The following is an 18623-nucleotide window of genomic DNA, read 5'->3' on the forward strand; positions in this document are numbered from 1 at the left end:
GTCGGGCGCGGGTCGGTCAGGCGCGGAGCGTGTCGAGGAGGGCTGCGGTGAGGTTCGGGGCGAGGCCGGGGTGCTCGACGACCTCGTCGAGTTCGCCATCCCCGGTGGTGCGCAGCCGCAGCACGCAGGCCATCGTCCCGTCCCGGGACACGGCCGCGACCAGGCGGGCCTCCCTGGCGCTCGGGTGGCCCGCGGCGACCCGGCCCAGGGCGTCGGAGTCGCCGTCGGGCAGCTCGGCCTCGGCCTCCGGTGGGAGCATGACGATCTCCTGGGCCAGGGCGCAGCCCGCCACGACCTCCGGCCACATGATCCCGGCCAGCGCGTCGGCCAGGTCGCCCTCCAGCGCGTCCTGGGCCACCGGGGTCAGCGCGGACGCCGGGTCGAGCCGGTCGGCCAGGTCGGGCTGCTCGCGCAGCAGGTGGTCGGTGGGCACCAGGGCGAACAACTGCGGTCCCTGGTCCCAGCCACCCGCCGCGACGAACTCCTCCACCTCGCGGGCGACCGAGGACAGCTCTGGGGCGGTGCGGGGCTGCGTCACGGGCGCCATCCTCGCATCCCGCCACCCGCCCGCCGTCACCCGATCCGGGGCGCGCCGGTCCGACATCCGCCCATTTCGGGCACCCTCGCGGGAACCTGAACCACCCCTAATACAGTTGAACGAACCAGGACCGGTCCCGGCCGGTCCGGAAGTTCTCTAAGTTAGCGACTCTGGAGCGTGCCCAGTGGCCACTCGGCCCCCGATCGGCCTGCCGAAGCTATCCCGTCGCAGCCGCGTCCTGCTCGTCATCGCGGCGGCGCTCGTCCTGCTGCTGCTGGTCGGCTCGCGACTGCTCAGCACCTACGTCAACTGGCTGTGGTTCGGTGAGGTCGGGTTCCGGTCGGTGTTCAGCACCGTCCTGTGGACCAGGGTCGGCCTGTTCTTCGCCGTCGGCGCCCTGGTGGGTGGTCTGCTGGCGGTGAGCCTGTGGGTCGCCTACCGCTCGCGGCCGGTGTTCGTGCCGGTCTCCGGCGCGGAGGACCCGCTGGCCCGCTACCGCTCCACCATCGTGCAGCGGGTGCGCCTGTTCGGCATCGGCATCCCGGTGGTGATGGGCCTGATCGCGGGCTCCGCGGCGCAGGCGGACTGGCAGCGCTGGCAGCTGCTGGTGAACGGCACCGACTTCGGCGTCACCGACCCGCAGTTCGGCATCGACATCGGCTTCTACGCCTTCACCCTGCCGTTCATCAGCTGGCTGATCAACTGGCTGTTCGTGGCCGTGGCCATCGCGTTCTTCGGCGCGCTGATCACCCACTACATCTTCGGCGGCATCCGGCTGGCCGGGAAGGGCGGGCAGCTCGCCGCCGCCGCGCGGATGCAGTTGTCGATCACCGCGGGCGTGTTCGTGCTGGTCTACGCGGTCGACTACTTCTTCGAGCGCTACGAGCTGATGTTCTCCAGCAGCAACACGCTGTTCAGCGGCGCCACCTACACCGACCTCAACGCGGTGCTGCCCGCCAAGCTGATCCTGATGTTCATCGCGGCGTTCTGCGCGGTGGCGTTCTTCGCGGGCGCCTTCCTGCGCAACCTCCAGCTCCCCGCGATCGCGACCGCGCTGCTGGTGCTCTCCGGTGTCCTGGTCGGCGCGGCCTGGCCGCAGGTGGTGCAGCAGTTCTCGGTCAAGCCGAACGAGAACGCCAAGGAGGCCCTGTCGATCCAGCGCAACATCGACGCCACCCGGCAGGCGTTCGGCCTCACCGAGGACAAGGTCACCACCGACGACTACGCCGGGGTCAGCTCGGTGGCCCCCGCGACGATCCGGTCCGACCCGGCGAGCACGAACACCATCTCCAACGTCCGCCTGCTCGACCCGAACATCCTGGCGCCGACGTTCACCCAGCGCGAGGGCCGGGAGAACTTCTACGGCTTCCCGGAGAAGCTCGACATCGACCGCTACACCGTCGACGGCAAGACCCAGGACTACATCGTCGCCGCGCGCGAGATCAAGACCTCCGGGCTCACCGAGACCCAGGGCGGCTGGATCAACCGGCACATGGTGTTCACCCACGGCAACGGCTTCGTCGCCGCGCCCGCGAACACGATCAACTCCGCGCTGGCCGAGAACAACAACGACCAGAGCCAGGGTGGCTACCCGGTGTTCAAGGTCGGCGACATCAACAACCCCGGCCCGTTCGGGGTCGAGCAGCCGCGCATCTACTTCGGTGAGCTGGCCACCGACGACTACGCGATCGTCGGCGGCAAGAACGGCGACACGCCGATGGAGTACGACACCCAGAACAGCACCTTCGCCTACGACGGCACCGGCGGCGTCCCCATCGACGGGCTGTTCAACAAGCTGGTCTTCGCCGCGAACTACACCGAGCGCAACATCCTGTTCTCGTCGCAGATCGACGCGGGCGCGAAGATCATGTACAACCGCAACCCGCGCGACCGGGTGTCGAAGGTGGCCCCGTGGCTGACCATCGACGGCGACCCGTACCCGGCGGTCGTCGACGGCCGAATCACCTGGATCATCGACGGCTACACCACGCTGGAGAACTACCCGTACGCCCAGCGCACGCCGCTCGGCGAGGCCACCACCGACTCCCTCGGCGGCGTGGTGCGCCAGGAAGACCGCACCATCAGCTACATCCGCAACTCGGTCAAGGCCACGGTCGACGCCTACGACGGCTCGGTCAACCTGTACTCGATCGACGACAAGGACCCGGTGCTCAAGGCCTGGGAGGGCGTCTTCCCCGGCACGGTGAAGCCCAGCTCGGAGATCTCCGACTCGCTGCGCTCGCACTTCCGCTACCCGGAGGACCTGTTCAAGGTCCAGCGCGAACTGCTCTCCCGCTACCACGTGTCGGACTCCAACGAGTTCTTCTCGCAGAAGACCTTCTGGAACGTCCCGGCCGACCCGACCGAGGAGGGCGCGACCGCGGCCACCGCGGGCGCGGCGAACAACGACGGCCCCAAGCAGCCGCCGTACTACGTGCTCGCGCAGAGCCCCGGGCAGACGCGGGCGACGTTCCAGATCACCAGCGCCCTGACCCTGCTGAACCGGCAGTTCCTCGCCTCCTGGGTGTCGGTGTCGTCCGACCCGCAGGACTACGGGAAGATCCGGGTGCTGCGACTGCCCACCGAAGCCGCCCAGGTCGAAGGACCGGGGCAGGTGCAGAACCGGTTCCAGACCACACCGGAGGTCGCGGAGAACCGGACGCTGTTCAACAACCCCAGCGTCTCACCGCTGTTCGGCAACCTGCTGACCCTCCCGGTCGCGGGCGGGATGCTCTACGTCGAACCGATCTTCATCCAGCGCAAGGACGCCAACGCGTTCCCGCAGCTGGCCAGGGTCCTGGTGTCCTTCGGCAACAAGGTCGGCTTCGCCGCGACGATCAACGAGGCCCTCGACGAGGTGTTCGGCGCGGGCACCGGCCAGTCGGCCACCCAGCCGGGCGAGAACACCACGCCGACCCCGCCCCCGTCCACCTCGACCAGCCCGCCCACGAGCAACACGGCGCCGCCCGCGGGCGGCGGCACCGGTGCCACCGCGGAGATGGACTCGGCCGTGCAGGCGCTGAACTCGGCCCTGGAACACCTGCGCACCGCCCAGCGCAACGGCGACTTCACCGAGCAGGGCAAGGCACTGGCCGAACTGGACGCCGCGGCCAAGGCCTACGACACGGCCAAGGCCAAGGCGGGCACCGCCCCGACCACGGCACCGTCCTCCCCGGGAGCGTCCCCGTCACCCACCCCCGGCGGTGGGTGACCCCCCTGAATGAGCCGCCTCCACCCCCGTGTATTGTTGTCCTTACAGCGCGGGGTGGAGCAGCTCGGTAGCTCGCTGGGCTCATAACCCAGAGGTCGCAGGTTCAAATCCTGTCCCCGCTACGAACGAAGAACCCCTCGTCTGCAGAAAACGCAGACGGGGGGTTCTTCGCTATTGCTGTGGGGGCGGAGCCCCCACGCCCCCACCCGGGGGCTTGCCCCCGGACCCCCGGCCTTGGTGGTCGGGTGTGGGGTGGGTGGGCTGTTCGCTTGAGCCTTCGGCTCGTGGGGAGAAAGACTGCTTCGCCTGGTGTCCTCCTCGTGTCGTGTGCCTCTGCCGTCTGGAGCGCCTGACCCCCAGTCGGGCGCTTCGGGGCTGGTCAGAGGGGGTTTGGGTGGGGTTGTGGGGGGTGGTTAAAAGCGGGTTTCGGGGTGGTGTACTGTTGTTCTTACAGCGCGGGGTGGAGCAGCTCGGTAGCTCGCTGGGCTCATAACCCAGAGGTCGCAGGTTCAAATCCTGTCCCCGCTACGAACGAGGAACCCCTCGTCTGCAGAAAACGCAGACGGGGGGTTCTTCGCTATTGCTGTGGGGGCGAAGCCCCCACACCCCCGCCACGAACGCGAGAGGTCGGTCCTTATGGGACCGGCCTCTCGCGCTTTTCAGCGCTGTTTTCAGGCCGGGTACGGGGTCTTGCGCTTGGCCTCGCGCAGGGTGGTGGCCCACCAGTGCAGGTGGGTGAGGAGCTTCTTCGTCGCCACCTCCGCGCCCTGGTCCACAGGGGAACCCCCGGCGAACGCGGTGTGCGCGTTGTGGAAGCTGACGGTCTCCCGGACCGTCACCGCGTGCAGCTCGGCGAAGACCTGCCGCAGTTGCTCCACCGCCCGCAGACCGCCCGACAACCCGCCGTAGGACACGAACGCCACCGGCTTGGCCAACCAGCCCGTGTGCACCGAATCGATGGCCTCCTTGAGGGCGCCGGGGTAGCCGTGGTTGTACTCGGGGGTGACGACCGCGAACGCGTCCGCCCGGCCCACCGCCGTCGCGAAGTCACCACCCCGGTCCGCCACGTCCACCAGCACCACGTCGAACGCGTCGTCCGCCCCGGCCCGCTCGGCGAACCAGTTCGCCACCGTCGGCCCGAACCGGCCCTCCCGCACGCTGCCGATGACCACCGCCAGGGTGATCCGCTCCATCGTCATGTCCTCGCCTCTCCGTGGGATGCCGACAACGCTAAAACCTCCAGTAAGCACGAGGTCAAGCGATGCGGCCCCGCGATCCGGGACGGGCTCTAGAGTCGGGGCCATGAACGCCGACGACCTCGTCCGCCTGATCGCCGAACCCGAGCGGCTGCGCGTGTTCTCCGCCCTCGTCCTCGGTGCCACCGACACCCCGGCGGTGCTGGCCGCCACCGGCCTCGACGCCAAGACGGCGGTCCGCGCCCTCGGCAGGCTCCAGGACGGCGGCCTCGTCGACGGCCACACCGTCCGCCTCGACGTGGTCAAGGACGCCGCCCGCGCCGCCGCCGCGCCCCGCCCGGTGGAGGACCACGGCTACGCCGACCCGGACCGCGAAGCGCTCATCCGCACCTTCGTCCGCGACGGCAGGCTCGTGTCGATGCCGGCCCAGGCCACCAAGCGCCGCGCGGTCCTGGAGCACATCGCGCAGACCTTCACCCCCGGGATCCGCTACAGCGAGAAGGAGGTCAACACCCTCCTGCGCGCGTGGACCGCCGACACCCCGACCGACCACGCCACCCTCCGCCGCTACCTCGTCGACCACACCCTGCTGACCCGCGACCACGACGCCTACTGGCGTTCCGGCGCCTGGCTGGACGTGCTGTCGGACAGTCCCGAGTAGAAGGTCGCTCAACTGGGGTCGGAGCCGCGGACGGACCAGAGCCAGACCGCGACCGCCGCGGCGATGGTGGTCGCGGCGAGCCAGCCGGGGAAGCCGCTGCCGTCGAGGTAGGACCAGAACAGGCCGACGGCGGGGGCGGGCACGGCGGCGGCCGCGTCGACGCGCCACTGGCGGGTCCAGCGGGGGGCGGGGGCCGGGTCGGGGGTGGTGGCGTTGTCGGTGCGGCGGCCCCGGGGTTCGGTGGTGCGGGTGGGGCCGGACGGGTGCAGGGTTTCGCCGGTGGGGAGGCGGACGGTGGTCCAGCGGCTCCCGGTGGCGGTGACCTCGGTGGGGGTGGGGAGGGTGAGCAGCGCCGGGTCGAAGTGCACGGGGATCCAGCGGTCCGGGCCCGACTCGGTCTCCAGCCAGGACCGGGTCAGCAGGCCGCGCTGGACGCGGACCCGGCGGACCAGCAGTGGGCGTCCTGGGCCGCGGGCGGAGTGCAGGCGGCTGAGGAGGAGCCAGAGGTCGAACAGGACCGCCAGGGCGGCGACCAGGGCGGCGAACGCCACCCCGCTCGCGGCGCGGTCGGCGGTGGCGAGCAGGGCCGCGCCGGGGACGACCGCGCGGGTGGGGTCGGTGGGGGAGTAGGCGATGTTCGCCGGGGTGGGCCCGGTGGGGGCGCGGACGGCGATCTCGACCTCCGCGGACACCTCGCGGCCGTCGACTTCCCAGCGGGCCAGGACCATGCCTTCGCGCAGCGGGGAGACGGTTCCGGTGGCGCGGGCGGTGAGGCCGGACAGCGCCGCAGAGGCGGTGGAGTGCGAAAGCCCGGACACCGCCGCCACCGCCGCGCAGGCGGCGAGCAGCAGCAGGGTCCGGGCCGCGACCTGCCGGACCGCGCGCACCTTCGGGAGCGCGCGCGGTCCGGTCGGGGCGGTCATCAGCCGGTGAAGCCGATCTTGGTGTAGTCCGGGTCGGCCACGCCGAACGAACCGAAGTTCGCCAGGGTGGCGCGCACCGTGCGGGCGGCCGGGGTCTGGTAGAGCGGCAGGTGGTGCCCCTCGGCCCAGATGAGCTTGTCCGCGTCCTGGGTCAGGGCGACCCGCTTGGCCTCGTCGAGTTCCTGGTTGGCCTCGTCGAGCTTCTTGTTGATCTCCTCGGAGCCGATGCGGCCGTAGTTCTGGTTCACGTTCTTCTCGTCGAAGTAGTAGATGCCCTTGGACGAGCTGATCGGCCACGGCGTCTGCGACCACTGGAACCCGACCATGTCGAAGTTGCCGGTGTTGACGAAGTCCTTGAAGAACACCGCCGAGGGCTGGGCGTCGATGATCACGTTGATGCCGATCTCCTTGAGCTGCGCCTGGGTCAGCTTCGAGATCTGCTCGGAGATCGGGTTGGCCGCGGTCGAGACCAGCCGGATGTCGAGCTGCTTGCCGTCCTTCTTGCGGAACTCGCCGTCGAGCTTCCAGCCGAGGCCGTCCAGCTCGGTCTTCGCGGCCTCCTTGTCGGCCTTGACCGGGGCGGAGTTGTCGGCGTAGTTGCCGGTGCCCTGGAGGAAGAAGTGGTTGCCCAGCGGCTTGGGGTCGCTCACGATCGGGCCGAGGATGCCCTTGGCGTAGGTGGCGGGGTCCAGGCCCTTCATGACCGCGATGCGCAGCTTCGGGTCCGACAGGACCGAGGTCGGCGCGCCGTTGAAGGTCAGGTGCGAGTAGGCCTTGCCGGGGCCCTGGCGGATGACCGCGCCCTGGGTGCTCTTGCCGCGCTGGTACAGGTCGACGCTGGAGCCGATGGTGTACCAGTCGATGGCGCCGCTGGTGAGCGAGTCGGCCAGGGCCGCGCGCTCGACCACCCGGTAGGTGATCTTGTCCAGCTTGGGCTTGTCGCCCCACCACGCGTCATCGCGGACCACGGTGACCAGCTTGGCGGTCGGGTCGATGGTGCCGATCTTGAACGGGCCCGCGGTGACCTTCGGCGAGGTCTGCCAGCCGGTGTTGAACTCGGCCGGGGTGGCGTTCAGCGACTTCGGGTACAGCGGGGTGAACAGGTTCGTCCACTCGCCGAAGTTGCGCTTGAAGGTGACCTTGACCTCCTGGTCGGAGGCACCCTTCTCGACCTTCTCGATGTCCTCGTAGCCGGTGGTGCCCGACACCGAGAACTCGGGGTTGGTGCCGTTGAGCGCCTTGAACTGGGCGTCGAAGTCCTCCCAGGTGAACGGCGTCCCGTCGCTCCACTTGGCCTTGGGGTTGATCTTGTAGGTCACCACCTGCGGGCCGGTCGAGGTCAGCTCGGCCGACTCCAGGTAGTCCTTGTTGAGGTTGACCTTGCCCGCCTTGTCGGCCTTGAACAGCTTGGGCAGGATCGCGCTGAAAATGTAGTCGCCGTCCTGCAGCGTGCCGTCGAGCTGGTTGTAGTTCCAGTTGTCCGGCAGCGAGTCGAGCGGCCACTTGAGTTCACCGCCCTCCTTCAGCTTGGACACGTCCATCTCGTTGATGTCCCAGCTGCCCTGGGTGGCCTGGTCGCCTGCCTGGACCCCGCCGCCGCCGTTGTCGCCGCTGCCGCAGGCGCTCAGGGCGAGCGCGACCGCGGTCAGGGGCGCGACGAGCGCTGCCAACTTGCTCCGACTCACAGGATCGAGCCTCCTCACTCGTGCCACCGCACTCGTGCGCGGCGGCGAACTCACCGGTGATCGTCCGCCACCGGCTCGACGACCGCACGCGATCGCGCGAAGTGGCACGCGTCGGAGTGGTCGTCGGAACCCTCCAGCGCGGGCTCGGTCTCCACGCAGATCCGCCGCCGCTCCTCGGGGAGCGCGGCGTAGACGAAGCACCGGGTGTGGAAGCGGCAGCCCGCGGGCGGGTTCGCCGGGCTCGGCAGGTCACCCTCGAGGATGATCCGCTCCCGCTGCCGTTCCTTGGCCGGGTCCGGGATGGGGATGGCCGAGAGCAGCGCCTGCGTGTACGGGTGCCGGGGGGCGCCGAACACCGCGTCCACGTCGCCGATCTCGACGATCTTGCCCAGGTACATGACCGCGACCCGGTCGGCGATGTGCCGGACCACCGACAGGTCGTGCGCGACGAACAGGTACGACAGGCCCAGTTCGGCCTTGAGCCGGTCCAGCAGGTTGATCACCCCGGCCTGGATCGACACGTCCAGCGCCGAGACCGGCTCGTCGAGCACGATCAGCCGCGGGTTCAGCGCCAGGGCGCGGGCGATGCCGATGCGCTGGCGCTGACCGCCGGAGAACTCCGCCGGGTAGCGGCCTGCGTGCTCGCGGCGCAGCCCCACCAGGTCGAGCAGTTCCGGCACCCGCTTGGCGATGTCGGCGGCGGAGTGGCCGTGCACCTGCAGCGGCTCGGCCAGCACGTCACCGACCGGCATCCGCGGGTCGAGGGACGCCTGCGGGTCCTGGAACACCACCTGCATGTCGCGGCGGATGGCCTTGCGCCCGGCCTTGTCCAGCTCGGCGGCCCGCCTGCCCAGGACGCTGATCGAGCCGCCCATGAGCTTCTCCAGCCCCAGGATCTCCATCAGCGTGGTCGTCTTGCCGCAGCCGGACTCGCCCACCAGGCCCAGCGTCTCGCCCGCGCGGATGTCGAAGGAGATGCCGTCGACGGCGTGCACGGCGCCGACCCTGCGCTTGAACACCGACCCCTTGGTGACGGTGAACGTCTTCACCAGGTCGGCGACGTCGAGCACGACCTCGCGCTCGGCGCGCGGCACGGCGGCGATCTCCGGTGCGCCGATGACCTCGGCGCCGAACACCTCCGCCGCGTCCGGTTCGCGCTCGGCGATCTCCGCGCTGCGGATGCACGCCGCCCGGTGCCCGGTGCCGTCCCCGGTCGCGTCGACCGAGCCGTCCACCTGGAACAGTGGCGGTTCCTCGGTCAGGCAGGCGTCGACGACCATCGGGCAGCGGGGCGCGAACGGGCACCCCGGCGGCAGGTCGGTCAGCGACGGCGGCTGGCCCTCGATCGGCACCAGCGGCTGCTTCTCCGCCGCGTCCAGCCGGGGGATCGAGCCGAGCAGGCCGAGGGTGTAGGGCATCCGCGGCCGCCGGTAGACCTCGTGCACGTCGCCGGTCTCCACCGCGCGGCCCGCGTACATGACCAGCAGCCGGTCGGCGAACCCGGCCACCACGCCCAGGTCGTGGGTGATGATCACGATGCCCGCGCCGGTGACCTCCTGCGCGGTCTTGAGCACCTCCAGGACCTGCGCCTGCACCGTCACGTCGAGCGCGGTGGTCGGCTCGTCGGCGATGATCAGGTCCGGGTCGTTGGCGATGGCGATGGCGATGACCGCGCGCTGGCGCATCCCGCCGGAGAACTCGTGCGGGAACGCCTTCGCCCGCGCCGCCGCGTTCGGGATGCCCACCAGGTCGAGCAGTTCCACCGCGCGCCGGTCGGCCTGCTGCCTGCTCACCCGGCCGCGGCCGTGGGTGAGCAGGGCCTCGGCGATCTGGTCGCCCACGGTGTAGACCGGGGTCAGCGCGGACAGCGGGTCCTGGAAGACCATCGACACCCGGCGGCCGCGGATCTTCGACAGCTCGCCGTCGGACAGGCCCAGCAGCTCGCGGCCGCGGAACCGGATGGACCCGGTGACCCTGGCGGAATCCGGCAGCAGGCCCATGACCGCCAGCGACGACACCGACTTGCCGGAACCGGACTCGCCGACGATGCCGAGCACCTCACCGGGGGCGACCCGGTAGCTCAGCCCGCGCACCGCCTGCACCCGGCCGTCCTCGCTGGGGAACGACACCCGCAGGTCGTCGACCTCCAGCACCGGTCCGGTCGGCACCGCGTCCGGTCCCTCGAACAGCGTCTCCGCCGCGGTCATGCCTGCGCTCCCGTTCCGGTCTTGCCCTTCTTGACCTTCTTGTCCCGCTTGCGGCTGCCCGAGGCGCTGGGGTCCAGCGCGTCGCGCAGGCCGTCGCCGAACAGGTTCACCGACAGCACGAACACCACCAGGAACCCGGCGGGCACGTAGAACAGCCACGGGTAGGTGATGGCCGACTCGGTGCCCGAGGCGATCAGCGTGCCCAGCGAGACGTCCGGCGGCTGCACGCCGAAGCCGAAGAAGCTCAGCCCGGTCTCCGACAGCACGGCGGCGCCCACCGTGACGGTCGCGTCGATGATCAGCAGCGAGGCCATGTTCGGCACGATGTGCTTGGCGATGATGCGGAACGGGGCCTGCCCCATGAACCGCGCCGCCTTGACGTACTCGCGCTCGCGCAGGGTCAGCGTCATGCCGCGCACGATCCGCGCGGTGATCATCCAACTGAACCCGGCCAGCAGCAGCACGAAGATCAGCCAGCTCTGCCCCTTGAAGGCGGGCGAGGCCACCGCGATGACCAGGAACGACGGCAGCACCAGCAGCAGGTCGACCAGCCACATCAGCACCCGGTCGGTCCAGCCGCCGAAGTAGCCCGCCGCCGCGCCGACCACCGCGGCCAGCGAGGTGGAGATCAGCCCGACCAGCAGCCCGATCGTCAGCGACTTCTGCAGCCCGCGCATCACCTGGGCGAACACGTCCTCGCCGATCTTGGTGGTGCCGAACCAGTGCGTGCCGCCGGGCGGTTGCAGGAACGCGGTGTAGTCGGGCTCGGCGTAGTCCCACGGCGCGAACAGCGGCGACAGGAACGCCGCCGCGTACAGCAGCACCACGACGACAAGCCCGATCAGCGCGGGCTTGCGCCGCAGGAACCGCCGCAGCACCAGGCGCGAGCGGCTCGGCGAGCGCTCCGCGGTCACCGAGGTGTCCACGGGGGAGCCGCCGGGGGTCGCGCCGTCTTCGGTCAGAGTCACCATGTCCTTCTCCCCGCCCTCACACCCGGACCCGCGGGTCCAGCAACGCGTAGAGCACATCGGACAGCCAGCCGGAGACCAGCACCAGCACGGCGATGAACAGCGTCACCGTGGCCACGATGTTGGCGTCCTGCGACACCACCCCGGTGATGAGCCAGTCGCCCATGCCGTACCAGCCGAAGATGCGCTCGGTAAACGTGCCGCCGGTGATCAGCAGGCCGAACCCGAACGCGAACAGCGTCGCCATCGGGATCAGCGCGGTGCGCAGCCCGTGCTTGAACAGCGCCCGCCGCCGGGTCAGGCCCTTGGCCTGGGCGGTGCGCAGGAAGTCGCTGCCCAGCACGTCGAGCATGGCGCTGCGCTGGTAGCGGCTGTAGTAGGCGATCTGTCCCAGCGCGATGGTCGCGGTCGGCACGATCAGGTAGCGCAGCCGGTCGCCGAGCGAGGCGAACCAGCTTCCCTGGAACCCGGGCGTCTGCTCGCCGAGGGTCTGCAGGTAGTTGGTGCCGATCAGGTCGTTGAAGCCCTGGGCGGGCTGCTTGAGCAGCGTGCCCAGCACGAACACCGGGGTGGAGAGGATGACGAAGGAGAACAGCGTGGCCAGGTAGTCGCTGAGCTTGTACTGCCGGATGGCGCTGATCACCCCGAGCAGCACGCCGAAGCCGACGCCGAGGACCACCCCGATCAGGAACAGCCGCAGGCTCACCCCGACCCGGCGCGGCAGTTCCTCCACGACGGACCGGTCGGTGACCGTCCGGCCGAAGTCGCCGTGCGCCACCCCGCCCACCCAGGTCAGGAACCGCTGCGGCACCGGCTGGTCCAGGTGCAGGTCGGCGCGCTTGGCGTCGAGCACGGCCGCGGGCGGCGGCGGGTTGCGCTGCTGCAGGATCGCGATGGGGTCGAACGTCGCCGATGCGAGCGCGAACGCCAGGAACGTCGCCGCCAGGCACAGGACGACGTAGTTCGCCAAGCGCCGGAGGAGAAAGCCGATCACGCGGGTTCCAGCCTTTCCCGGTTGGTCAGGTGCGGCCCCCGGGCCGGACCGGGTGCGCGGTTCTGCGGTGGAATAATCGCCGCAGCACGGTGGTGTCGCCTCTGGGAAGGGGATACTCAGTGGTGAACCGCTCGCGAGGAACCTACTTTAGTAGGGTTTCGGATAACAGGTGCGCCTCGGTTGCGCAACCGGTTTTGATTCACCCCCTGACCTGCGGTTATCGGAGTGATCCGGGTCACATTTCAGGGGTTTTCGGCGGGTTTCGGACGGCTACCGCGCGCCCGGGGACATTGCTCTGAACGGGTAGTGCGCCGTACGGAGATCCACTCGTTCAGGCGAGTGCGCGCCCCGAGTCCACCTGGGACCGCCGGATTTTGCTCCGGACAGGGGGGTCCGGTTCGGCTGTTCGGTGGCGGGCCGAACGGGCCGGTGGTGTCTATGTGCGATCAGCCACTGTGGACTCAGCCTCATGGCCACTGTGGACAGCGCGGGCCCTGCGTGGGACCGTGGAGCGGTGTCTGAATTGAACGCAACCGCAGCCGCACTCCTCGGCCTGCTGCACGAGGGCCCGCAGACGGGTGGCCAGCTCGTGGCGGCCGCGCGCGAACGCTTCGGCTCCTTCTTCAGCGTCACGCGCAGCCAGGTCTACCGCGAGCTGCCCGCGCTCGCCGAAGACGGCCTCGTCCGCCTCGGCAAGCAGGGTCCCCGCTCCAGTCAGCAGTACGTGATCACCGCCGCGGGCAAGAAGGCCTTCAAGGCGTGGCTGGGCGGTGAGCCCGGTCCCGACCACCTGCGCAGCCCGCTCATCCTGCGCCTGGTGCACGCCTCCACCCTGACCGCCAAGCAGCGGGCCGCGCTGATCGACTCGGCCAAGCAGGTCTACAACGGCGAGCACGAGTCCGCGCGCGCCGCGGTCAAGTCGGCCGAGGACCCCTACGCCAAGGCGATCGCCGAGTTCGGCGTCGCCAGGGCGAAGGCCGTGCTCAAGCTGCTCGACTCCATCCCCAAGGCCTAGCCGCGGCCGCACCCGCACCTCCAGTCCCCCGCCCGAGGCCCCCGGCGGGGCCCCACCAGGGGCCTACCGCCGCAGCGGCGGCGTCCGCGTCCGCGTAATCTTTCCCGACGTGAACCCGGACGTCGCCGCTGACCTCAAGGAACTCTCCGCCACGCTGACTAGCGTCGAGACCGTCATGGACCTCGACGGCCTCCGCGTGGAGATCGCCGACCTGGAGAAGCAGGCCGCCGCCCCGGACCTCTGGGACGACCCGGAGTCCGCCCAGCGGGTGACCAGCAGGCTCTCGCACCGCCAGGGCGAGCTGCGCCGCATCGAGGAGCTGCGCGGCAGGCTCGACGACCTCCCGGTGCTCTACGAGCTGGCCGAGGAGGGCGGCGGCGACGCCGACTCCCTCGCCGAGGCCGACGCCGAGCGCGACAAGCTGCGCGCCGACATCTCCTCCCTCGAGGTCCGCACCCTGCTCTCCGGCGAGTACGACGGCCGCGACGCGCTGCTGACCATCCGCTCCGAGGCGGGCGGGGTCGACGCCGCGGACTTCGCCGAGATGCTCATGCGGATGTACATCCGCTGGTCCGAGCGGCACGGCTACCCCACCGAGGTCTACGACACCTCCTACGCCGAGGAGGCGGGCATCAAGTCCGCCACCTTCAAGGTCGCCGCCCCCTACGCCTACGGCACCCTGTCGGTCGAGCAGGGCACGCACCGGCTCGTCCGGATCTCGCCGTTCGACAACCAGGGCCGCCGCCAGACCTCCTTCGCCGCGGTCGAGGTCGCCCCGGTCGTCGAGCAGACCGACCACGTCGACATCGACGAGAAGGACCTGCGCGTCGACGTCTACCGCTCCTCCGGCCCCGGCGGGCAGGGCGTCAACACCACCGACTCCGCCGTCCGGCTCACCCACCTGCCCACCGGCATCGTCGTCTCCTGCCAGAACGAGCGCTCGCAGCTGCAGAACAAGGCCTCCGCCATGGCTGTGCTGCAGGCCAAGCTGCTCGAGCGCCGCAGGCAGGAGCAGCAGGCGAAGATGGACGCGCTCAAGGACAGCTCCAGCGGCTCGTGGGGCAACCAGATGCGCTCCTACGTGCTGCACCCCTACCAGATGGTCAAGGACCTGCGGACCGAGTTCGAGATGGGCAACCCGAGCGCGGTCCTCGACGGCGACATCGACGGCTTCCTGGAGGCCGGAATCCGCTGGCGCCGCACGCAGTGATGATTCCTCCCGCCACCCGCCCCCTCTTCCCCGCCCGGCATCGTCCCCGGCTTGGCAGGGCGGGTGTCCGGTCTCGTCCCCGGCTTGGCAGGGCGGGTGTCCGGTCTCGTCCCCGGCTTGCCAGGGCGGGTGTCCGGCATTGTCCCCGGCTTGGTGGGTGGGTGTCCGGCGTCGTCCCCGGCTTGGTGGGGGTGGGTGCCCGATATCGTCCGCGGCTTGGCGGGGTGGGTGTCCGGCCTTGTTCCAGACCCGGTTCCCCGGTGGTCCGGGAGCGCTCCGCGCTTGCGCGCCGTAGTGCCGGGGTGCGCGAGATTTACGCAGTGTGACCAGGCAGTTCCCCGCCGAGGCCGAGGCAACGGCTCGATAACGACCGAAGGTAGACTCGCCCACCGTGATCCGGCTCGAAGAGGTTTCCAAGGTCTACAAGACCTCCACCCGGCCCGCCCTGGAGAACATCTCGGTCGAGGTCGACAAGGGTGAGTTCGTCTTCCTGATCGGCGCGTCCGGGTCGGGGAAGTCGACGTTCCTGCGCCTGCTGCTGCGCGAGGAGGTGCCCAGCAAGGGGCGGGTCTACGTGGCGAACTTCGACGTCGCGCGGATGGCCCGGCGCCGGGTGCCCCGGCTGCGGCAGTCCATCGGCTGCGTGTTCCAGGACTTCCGGCTGCTGGCGAACAAGACCGTCGCGGAGAACGTCGCGTTCGCCCTGGAGGTCATCGGCAAGCCCCGGCACACCATCCGCAAGGTGGTGCCCGAGGTGCTGGAGCTGGTGGGCCTGGAGGGCAAGGCCGAGCGGATGCCGCACGAGCTCTCCGGCGGTGAGCAGCAGCGCGTGGCGATCGCCCGCGCGTTCGTCAACCGGCCGCTGATGCTGCTGGCCGACGAGCCGACCGGGAACCTGGACCCGGACACCAGCCAGGACATCATGCTGCTGCTGGAGCGGATCAACCGCACCGGCACCACCGTCCTGATGGCCACCCACGACCACTCCATCGTGGACTCCATGCGCCGCCGGGTGGTCGAGCTCGACCTGGGCCGCGTGATCCGCGACGACGCCCGCGGCGTCTACGGCGTCGGCCGCTAGTCCGCCCCCAGTCCAGACTGCCCCGAAACAGCGAGGAACACCGCCCCCCATGCGTGCCAGCTTCGTGTTCAGCGAGGTCCTGACCGGTCTTCGCCGCAACATCACGATGACCATCGCGATGATCATCACCACCGCCATCTCGCTCGCCCTGCTCGGCGGTGGACTGCTGGTCGTGCGCATGATCGACAAGACCCAGGCGCTCTACCAGGACAAGGTCGAGGTCAGCATCTACCTGACCGACGACGTGTCCTCCACCGACAAGGAGTGCCAGAACGACCCGTGCAAGGGGCTGCGGTCGAAGCTGGAGGGCGACCCCGCGGTCGACTCGATCACCTTCGAGAACCGCGACCAGGCGTTCGAGCGGTTCAAGCAGATCTTCGAGGCGCAGCCGGAGCTGGTGAAGCTGGCCAGGCCGGAGGCGCTGCCCGCGTCCTTCCGGGTCAAGCTCGTCGACCCGGAGCGGCCCGAGGTCGTCACCCAGGCATACCAGGGCCAGGCGGGCATCGACACCATCACCGACCAGAGCGAGTTCCTCGACCGGTTCTTCAACGCCCTCAACGGCGTGCGGAACATGACCTTCGCGGTCGCGCTCTTCATGGCCATCGCGGCGCTGCTGCTGATCTCCAACACGGTGCAGCTCTCGGCGTTCACCCGGCGCACCGAGGTCGGGATCATGCGCCTGGTGGGCGCCACCCGGTGGTACACCCAGCTGCCCTTCCTGCTGGAGGCCATGGTCACCGGCCTCATCGGCGCCCTGGTGGCGATCCTCGGCCTGGTCGGGCTGAAGGTCGTGTTCCTCGACGACGTGCTGGCCGACCCGATCAACGCGGGCGTGGTCCGCTCGGTCGACGGGCTCGACATCCTGCTGGTCTCGCCGTGGCTGCTGCTGGTCGCGCTGGGCATCTCCGCGGTCACCGGCTACGTCACCCTGCGCCTCTACGTGCGCACATGACAACTGCGTCGCCGCCCACCCGGCTGCTTCCGTAGAGTTCCCGCCATGGTGAAGGAGCGCGGGAACAAGGTGATCGCGTCGAACCGCAAGGCGCGGCACGACTACTCGGTCGTCGACACGTACGAGGCGGGCATGGTCCTGGTCGGCACCGAGGTCAAGAGCCTGCGGGAGGGCCGGGCCTCGCTGGTCGACGCGTTCGCCACGGTCGACGACGGCGAGGTCTACCTGCGCAACCTGCACATCCCCGAGTACACGCAGGGCACCTGGACCAACCACGAGCCGCGGCGCACCCGCAAGCTGCTGATGCACAAGGGCGAGATCCTCCGGCTGATCGGCAAGATCAAGGAGTCCGGGCTGTCGCTGGTGCCGCTGTCGCTGTACTTCAAGGACGGCAAGGTGAAGGTCGAGCTGGCGCTGGCGAAGGGCAAGAAGTCCTACGACAAGCGCCAGGACCTGGCCAAGCGCGACGCCAACAAGGAGATCACCCGCTCGCTCGGGCGGGCGGCCAAGGGGATGCGCTGATGCGTGACGGGGACCTCGTCGGCCTGGCCCGCTCCCTCGGCATCCCGGGCCTGGTCGACATCCACGTGCACTTCCTGCCGGACCCGGTCCAGCGCAAGGTCTGGCAGTACTTCGACGACGCCGAGCGCAACTACGGCCGGGCGTGGCCGATCCACTACCGCCTGCCGGTCCCGGAGCGGGTCGAGCTGCTGCGCTCGTTCGGCGTCGTCGCCTTCGCCCCGCTGGTCTACCCGCACAAGCCGGGGATGGCCGCCTGGCTCACCGACTGGGTCGCCGACTTCGCCGCCACCGTCCCCGAGGCGGTCCCCACGGCCACCCTCTACCCGGAACCGGGTGTCGTGTCCTACCTGGACGCGGCGGTCCGCGCGGGTGCCCGCTGCGTCAAGGCCCACGTCCAGGTCGGCGCCTACGACCCCCGCGACGCACTGCTGGACCCCGCCTGGGGGCTGCTCGCCGAGGCCGGGGTCCCGGTCGTCGTCCACTGCGGCCACGGCCCCCTCCCGGGGGAGCACACCGGTCTCCCGGTCTTCGAGGAGGTGCTGCGCCGCCACCCGGCGCTCACCGCGGTCCTCGCCCACGCCGGGATGCCGGAGCTGTCCCTCGCGCTGGACCTCCTCGACCGCCACCCCCGGGTCCACCTCGACACCACCATGGTCGGCGTCCCCTTCACCACCGACATCGCCCCGCTGCCCGCCGACTGGACCCGCAGGCTGGCCGACGTCGCCGACCGGGTGGTCCTCGGCACCGACTTCCCGAGCATCCCGTACGCCTACGCCGAGCAGGTGGACGCCATTGCCGGGTGGGCGGAAGACCCGGCCCTGGGGGAGCCATTTCTGCGCGCCGTGCTGCACGACAATGGCGCCCGACTCCTCAGAGTGTCCTGACGATTCACGGGCGGGTGAATTCACTCCCTATAGGGTGATTTCGCTGAGCGGCAGCATTGACAGGCTGGGGTGCATCACTGTGCCGCTCGACCTACGCATTCGGCCGTTCGTCGCTGCGCCATCTGTGCGCATAACTGATGAACCAAGTGCGTGTAATGCTGGAGACATGCAGATGGGACAGCGTTCGTCGGGGTCCGCCGAGCCGGTTCGGAAGGAAATCGTGCTCCACCGGTGGGGGCAGGGCGGTCGGCAGCCGTCGGCGCGCGGTGCGCGGGTGCGGCGGGAAGAAGTGCGGGAGGGGCCGGTGCGGGTGCGGCACGTGCGCGTCCTGGACCGCGGTGACCTCGTGGTCGCGCTGCTGCTGGTGCTGGCGGTGTCGGTCACCAACCAGGGCGCCGCCGCGGTGTTCGGCTGCACGGTCGTGGCCATCGCGGCCCGGCACCTGCTGGGTGGTCCGCGGCGCCGCGGGCGGCACCGGCTGCACGCGGGCCGGGGCGGCACGGCGGTCGGACAGGCGATCGTGACGGGCTTCTCGGAGGTGGACCCCCGCGCTCGCGACACCACCGCGTCCTGACC

16 protein-coding genes and 2 tRNA genes are annotated in these 18623 nt (G+C 70.2%); 11 read left to right on the top strand and 7 right to left on the bottom strand.

From position 1 onward, the window contains the following. Nucleotides 1-16: 16 nt before the first annotated feature. Nucleotides 17-547, bottom strand: a complete 531-nt coding sequence (locus tag L6E12_RS03605) for a PPA1309 family protein (protein WP_236226430.1) — start codon at nt 545-547, stop codon at nt 17-19. Nucleotides 548-722: 175 nt separating this feature from the next. On the opposite strand from L6E12_RS03605, the gene L6E12_RS03610 reads away from it, so the two are divergent. The 3 genes from L6E12_RS03610 to L6E12_RS03620 all read left to right on the top strand — a co-directional run bounded on the left by L6E12_RS03610 (nt 723) and on the right by L6E12_RS03620 (nt 4277). Further along, nucleotides 723-3749, top strand: a complete 3027-nt coding sequence (locus L6E12_RS03610; RefSeq protein WP_236226431.1) for a UPF0182 family protein — start codon at nt 723-725, stop codon at nt 3747-3749. A gap of 48 nt (nt 3750-3797) precedes the next feature. Then, nucleotides 3798-3871: transfer RNA gene (locus L6E12_RS03615), tRNA-Met, on the top strand. 332 nt (nt 3872-4203) lie between these two features. Beyond that, a tRNA-Met gene (locus L6E12_RS03620) sits at nt 4204-4277 on the top strand. A gap of 143 nt (nt 4278-4420) precedes the next feature. Here L6E12_RS03620 and L6E12_RS03625 read toward each other — a convergent pair. Beyond that, nucleotides 4421-4948 (bottom strand): NADPH-dependent FMN reductase, encoded by a 528-nt coding sequence (locus L6E12_RS03625; RefSeq protein WP_236226432.1) that lies wholly within the window; start codon nt 4946-4948, stop codon nt 4421-4423. A gap of 103 nt (nt 4949-5051) precedes the next feature. Between L6E12_RS03625 and L6E12_RS03630 the strand changes: the two genes are divergently transcribed. After that, nucleotides 5052-5606, top strand: a complete 555-nt coding sequence (locus tag L6E12_RS03630) for a DUF2087 domain-containing protein (protein ID WP_236226433.1) — start codon at nt 5052-5054, stop codon at nt 5604-5606. Nucleotides 5607-5614: 8 nt separating this feature from the next. Here L6E12_RS03630 and L6E12_RS03635 read toward each other — a convergent pair whose 3' ends face one another. The 5 genes from L6E12_RS03635 to L6E12_RS03655 are packed head-to-tail and all read right to left on the bottom strand — an operon-like array spanning nt 5615 to nt 12359. Then, nucleotides 5615-6529 carry a hypothetical protein gene (locus tag L6E12_RS03635; protein ID WP_236226434.1) on the bottom strand — a complete coding sequence of 305 codons (915 nt, stop codon included), beginning with the start codon at nt 6527-6529 and terminating at the stop codon, nt 5615-5617. Further along, nucleotides 6529-8214, bottom strand: a complete 1686-nt coding sequence (locus L6E12_RS03640) for an ABC transporter family substrate-binding protein (protein ID WP_236226435.1) — start codon at nt 8212-8214, stop codon at nt 6529-6531. The genes L6E12_RS03635 and L6E12_RS03640 overlap by 1 nt, the downstream gene beginning before the upstream one ends. A gap of 50 nt (nt 8215-8264) precedes the next feature. Then, on the bottom strand, nt 8265-10421 hold the full coding sequence (locus tag L6E12_RS03645) for an ABC transporter ATP-binding protein (protein WP_236226436.1): 2157 nt from the start codon (nt 10419-10421) through the stop codon (nt 8265-8267). Continuing rightward, a complete protein-coding gene (locus L6E12_RS03650; protein ID WP_236226437.1) occupies nt 10418-11392 on the bottom strand; it encodes an ABC transporter permease in 975 nt (324 codons plus the stop codon). The genes L6E12_RS03645 and L6E12_RS03650 overlap by 4 nt, the downstream gene beginning before the upstream one ends. A 16-nt stretch (nt 11393-11408) precedes the next feature. Then, nucleotides 11409-12359, bottom strand: coding sequence for an ABC transporter permease (locus tag L6E12_RS03655; protein WP_236226438.1), 951 nt, complete (start codon nt 12357-12359; stop codon nt 11409-11411). Nucleotides 12360-12897: 538 nt separating this feature from the next. On the opposite strand from L6E12_RS03655, the gene L6E12_RS03660 reads away from it, so the two are divergent. The 7 genes from L6E12_RS03660 to L6E12_RS03690 all read left to right on the top strand — a co-directional run bounded on the left by L6E12_RS03660 (nt 12898) and on the right by L6E12_RS03690 (nt 18621). Next, on the top strand, nt 12898-13398 hold the full coding sequence (locus tag L6E12_RS03660) for a PadR family transcriptional regulator (protein ID WP_035287639.1): 501 nt from the start codon (nt 12898-12900) through the stop codon (nt 13396-13398). 109 nt (nt 13399-13507) lie between these two features. Further along, nucleotides 13508-14608, top strand: coding sequence for a peptide chain release factor 2 (gene prfB / locus L6E12_RS03665; RefSeq protein WP_110082083.1), 1101 nt, complete (start codon nt 13508-13510; stop codon nt 14606-14608). 391 nt (nt 14609-14999) lie between these two features. Continuing rightward, entirely contained in the window at nt 15000-15689 is a 690-nt protein-coding gene (ftsE, locus tag L6E12_RS03670) for a cell division ATP-binding protein FtsE (protein ID WP_035287638.1), read from the top strand. A gap of 49 nt (nt 15690-15738) precedes the next feature. Beyond that, nucleotides 15739-16641 (top strand): permease-like cell division protein FtsX, encoded by a 903-nt coding sequence (gene ftsX / locus L6E12_RS03675; RefSeq protein WP_236226439.1) that lies wholly within the window; start codon nt 15739-15741, stop codon nt 16639-16641. Nucleotides 16642-16686: 45 nt separating this feature from the next. Further along, entirely contained in the window at nt 16687-17163 is a 477-nt protein-coding gene (smpB, locus tag L6E12_RS03680; RefSeq protein WP_035287633.1) for an SsrA-binding protein SmpB, read from the top strand. Beyond that, nucleotides 17163-18047 carry an amidohydrolase family protein gene (locus tag L6E12_RS03685; RefSeq protein WP_236226440.1) on the top strand — a complete coding sequence of 295 codons (885 nt, stop codon included), beginning with the start codon at nt 17163-17165 and terminating at the stop codon, nt 18045-18047. The genes smpB and L6E12_RS03685 overlap by 1 nt, the downstream gene beginning before the upstream one ends. A 274-nt stretch (nt 18048-18321) precedes the next feature. Beyond that, entirely contained in the window at nt 18322-18621 is a 300-nt protein-coding gene (locus L6E12_RS03690; RefSeq protein ID WP_236226441.1) for a hypothetical protein, read from the top strand. Nucleotides 18622-18623: the final 2 nt, after the last annotated feature.

Source organism: Actinokineospora sp. PR83 (assembly GCF_021056305.1).
GTDB classification, from domain to species: domain Bacteria; phylum Actinomycetota; class Actinomycetes; order Mycobacteriales; family Pseudonocardiaceae; genus Actinokineospora; species Actinokineospora spheciospongiae.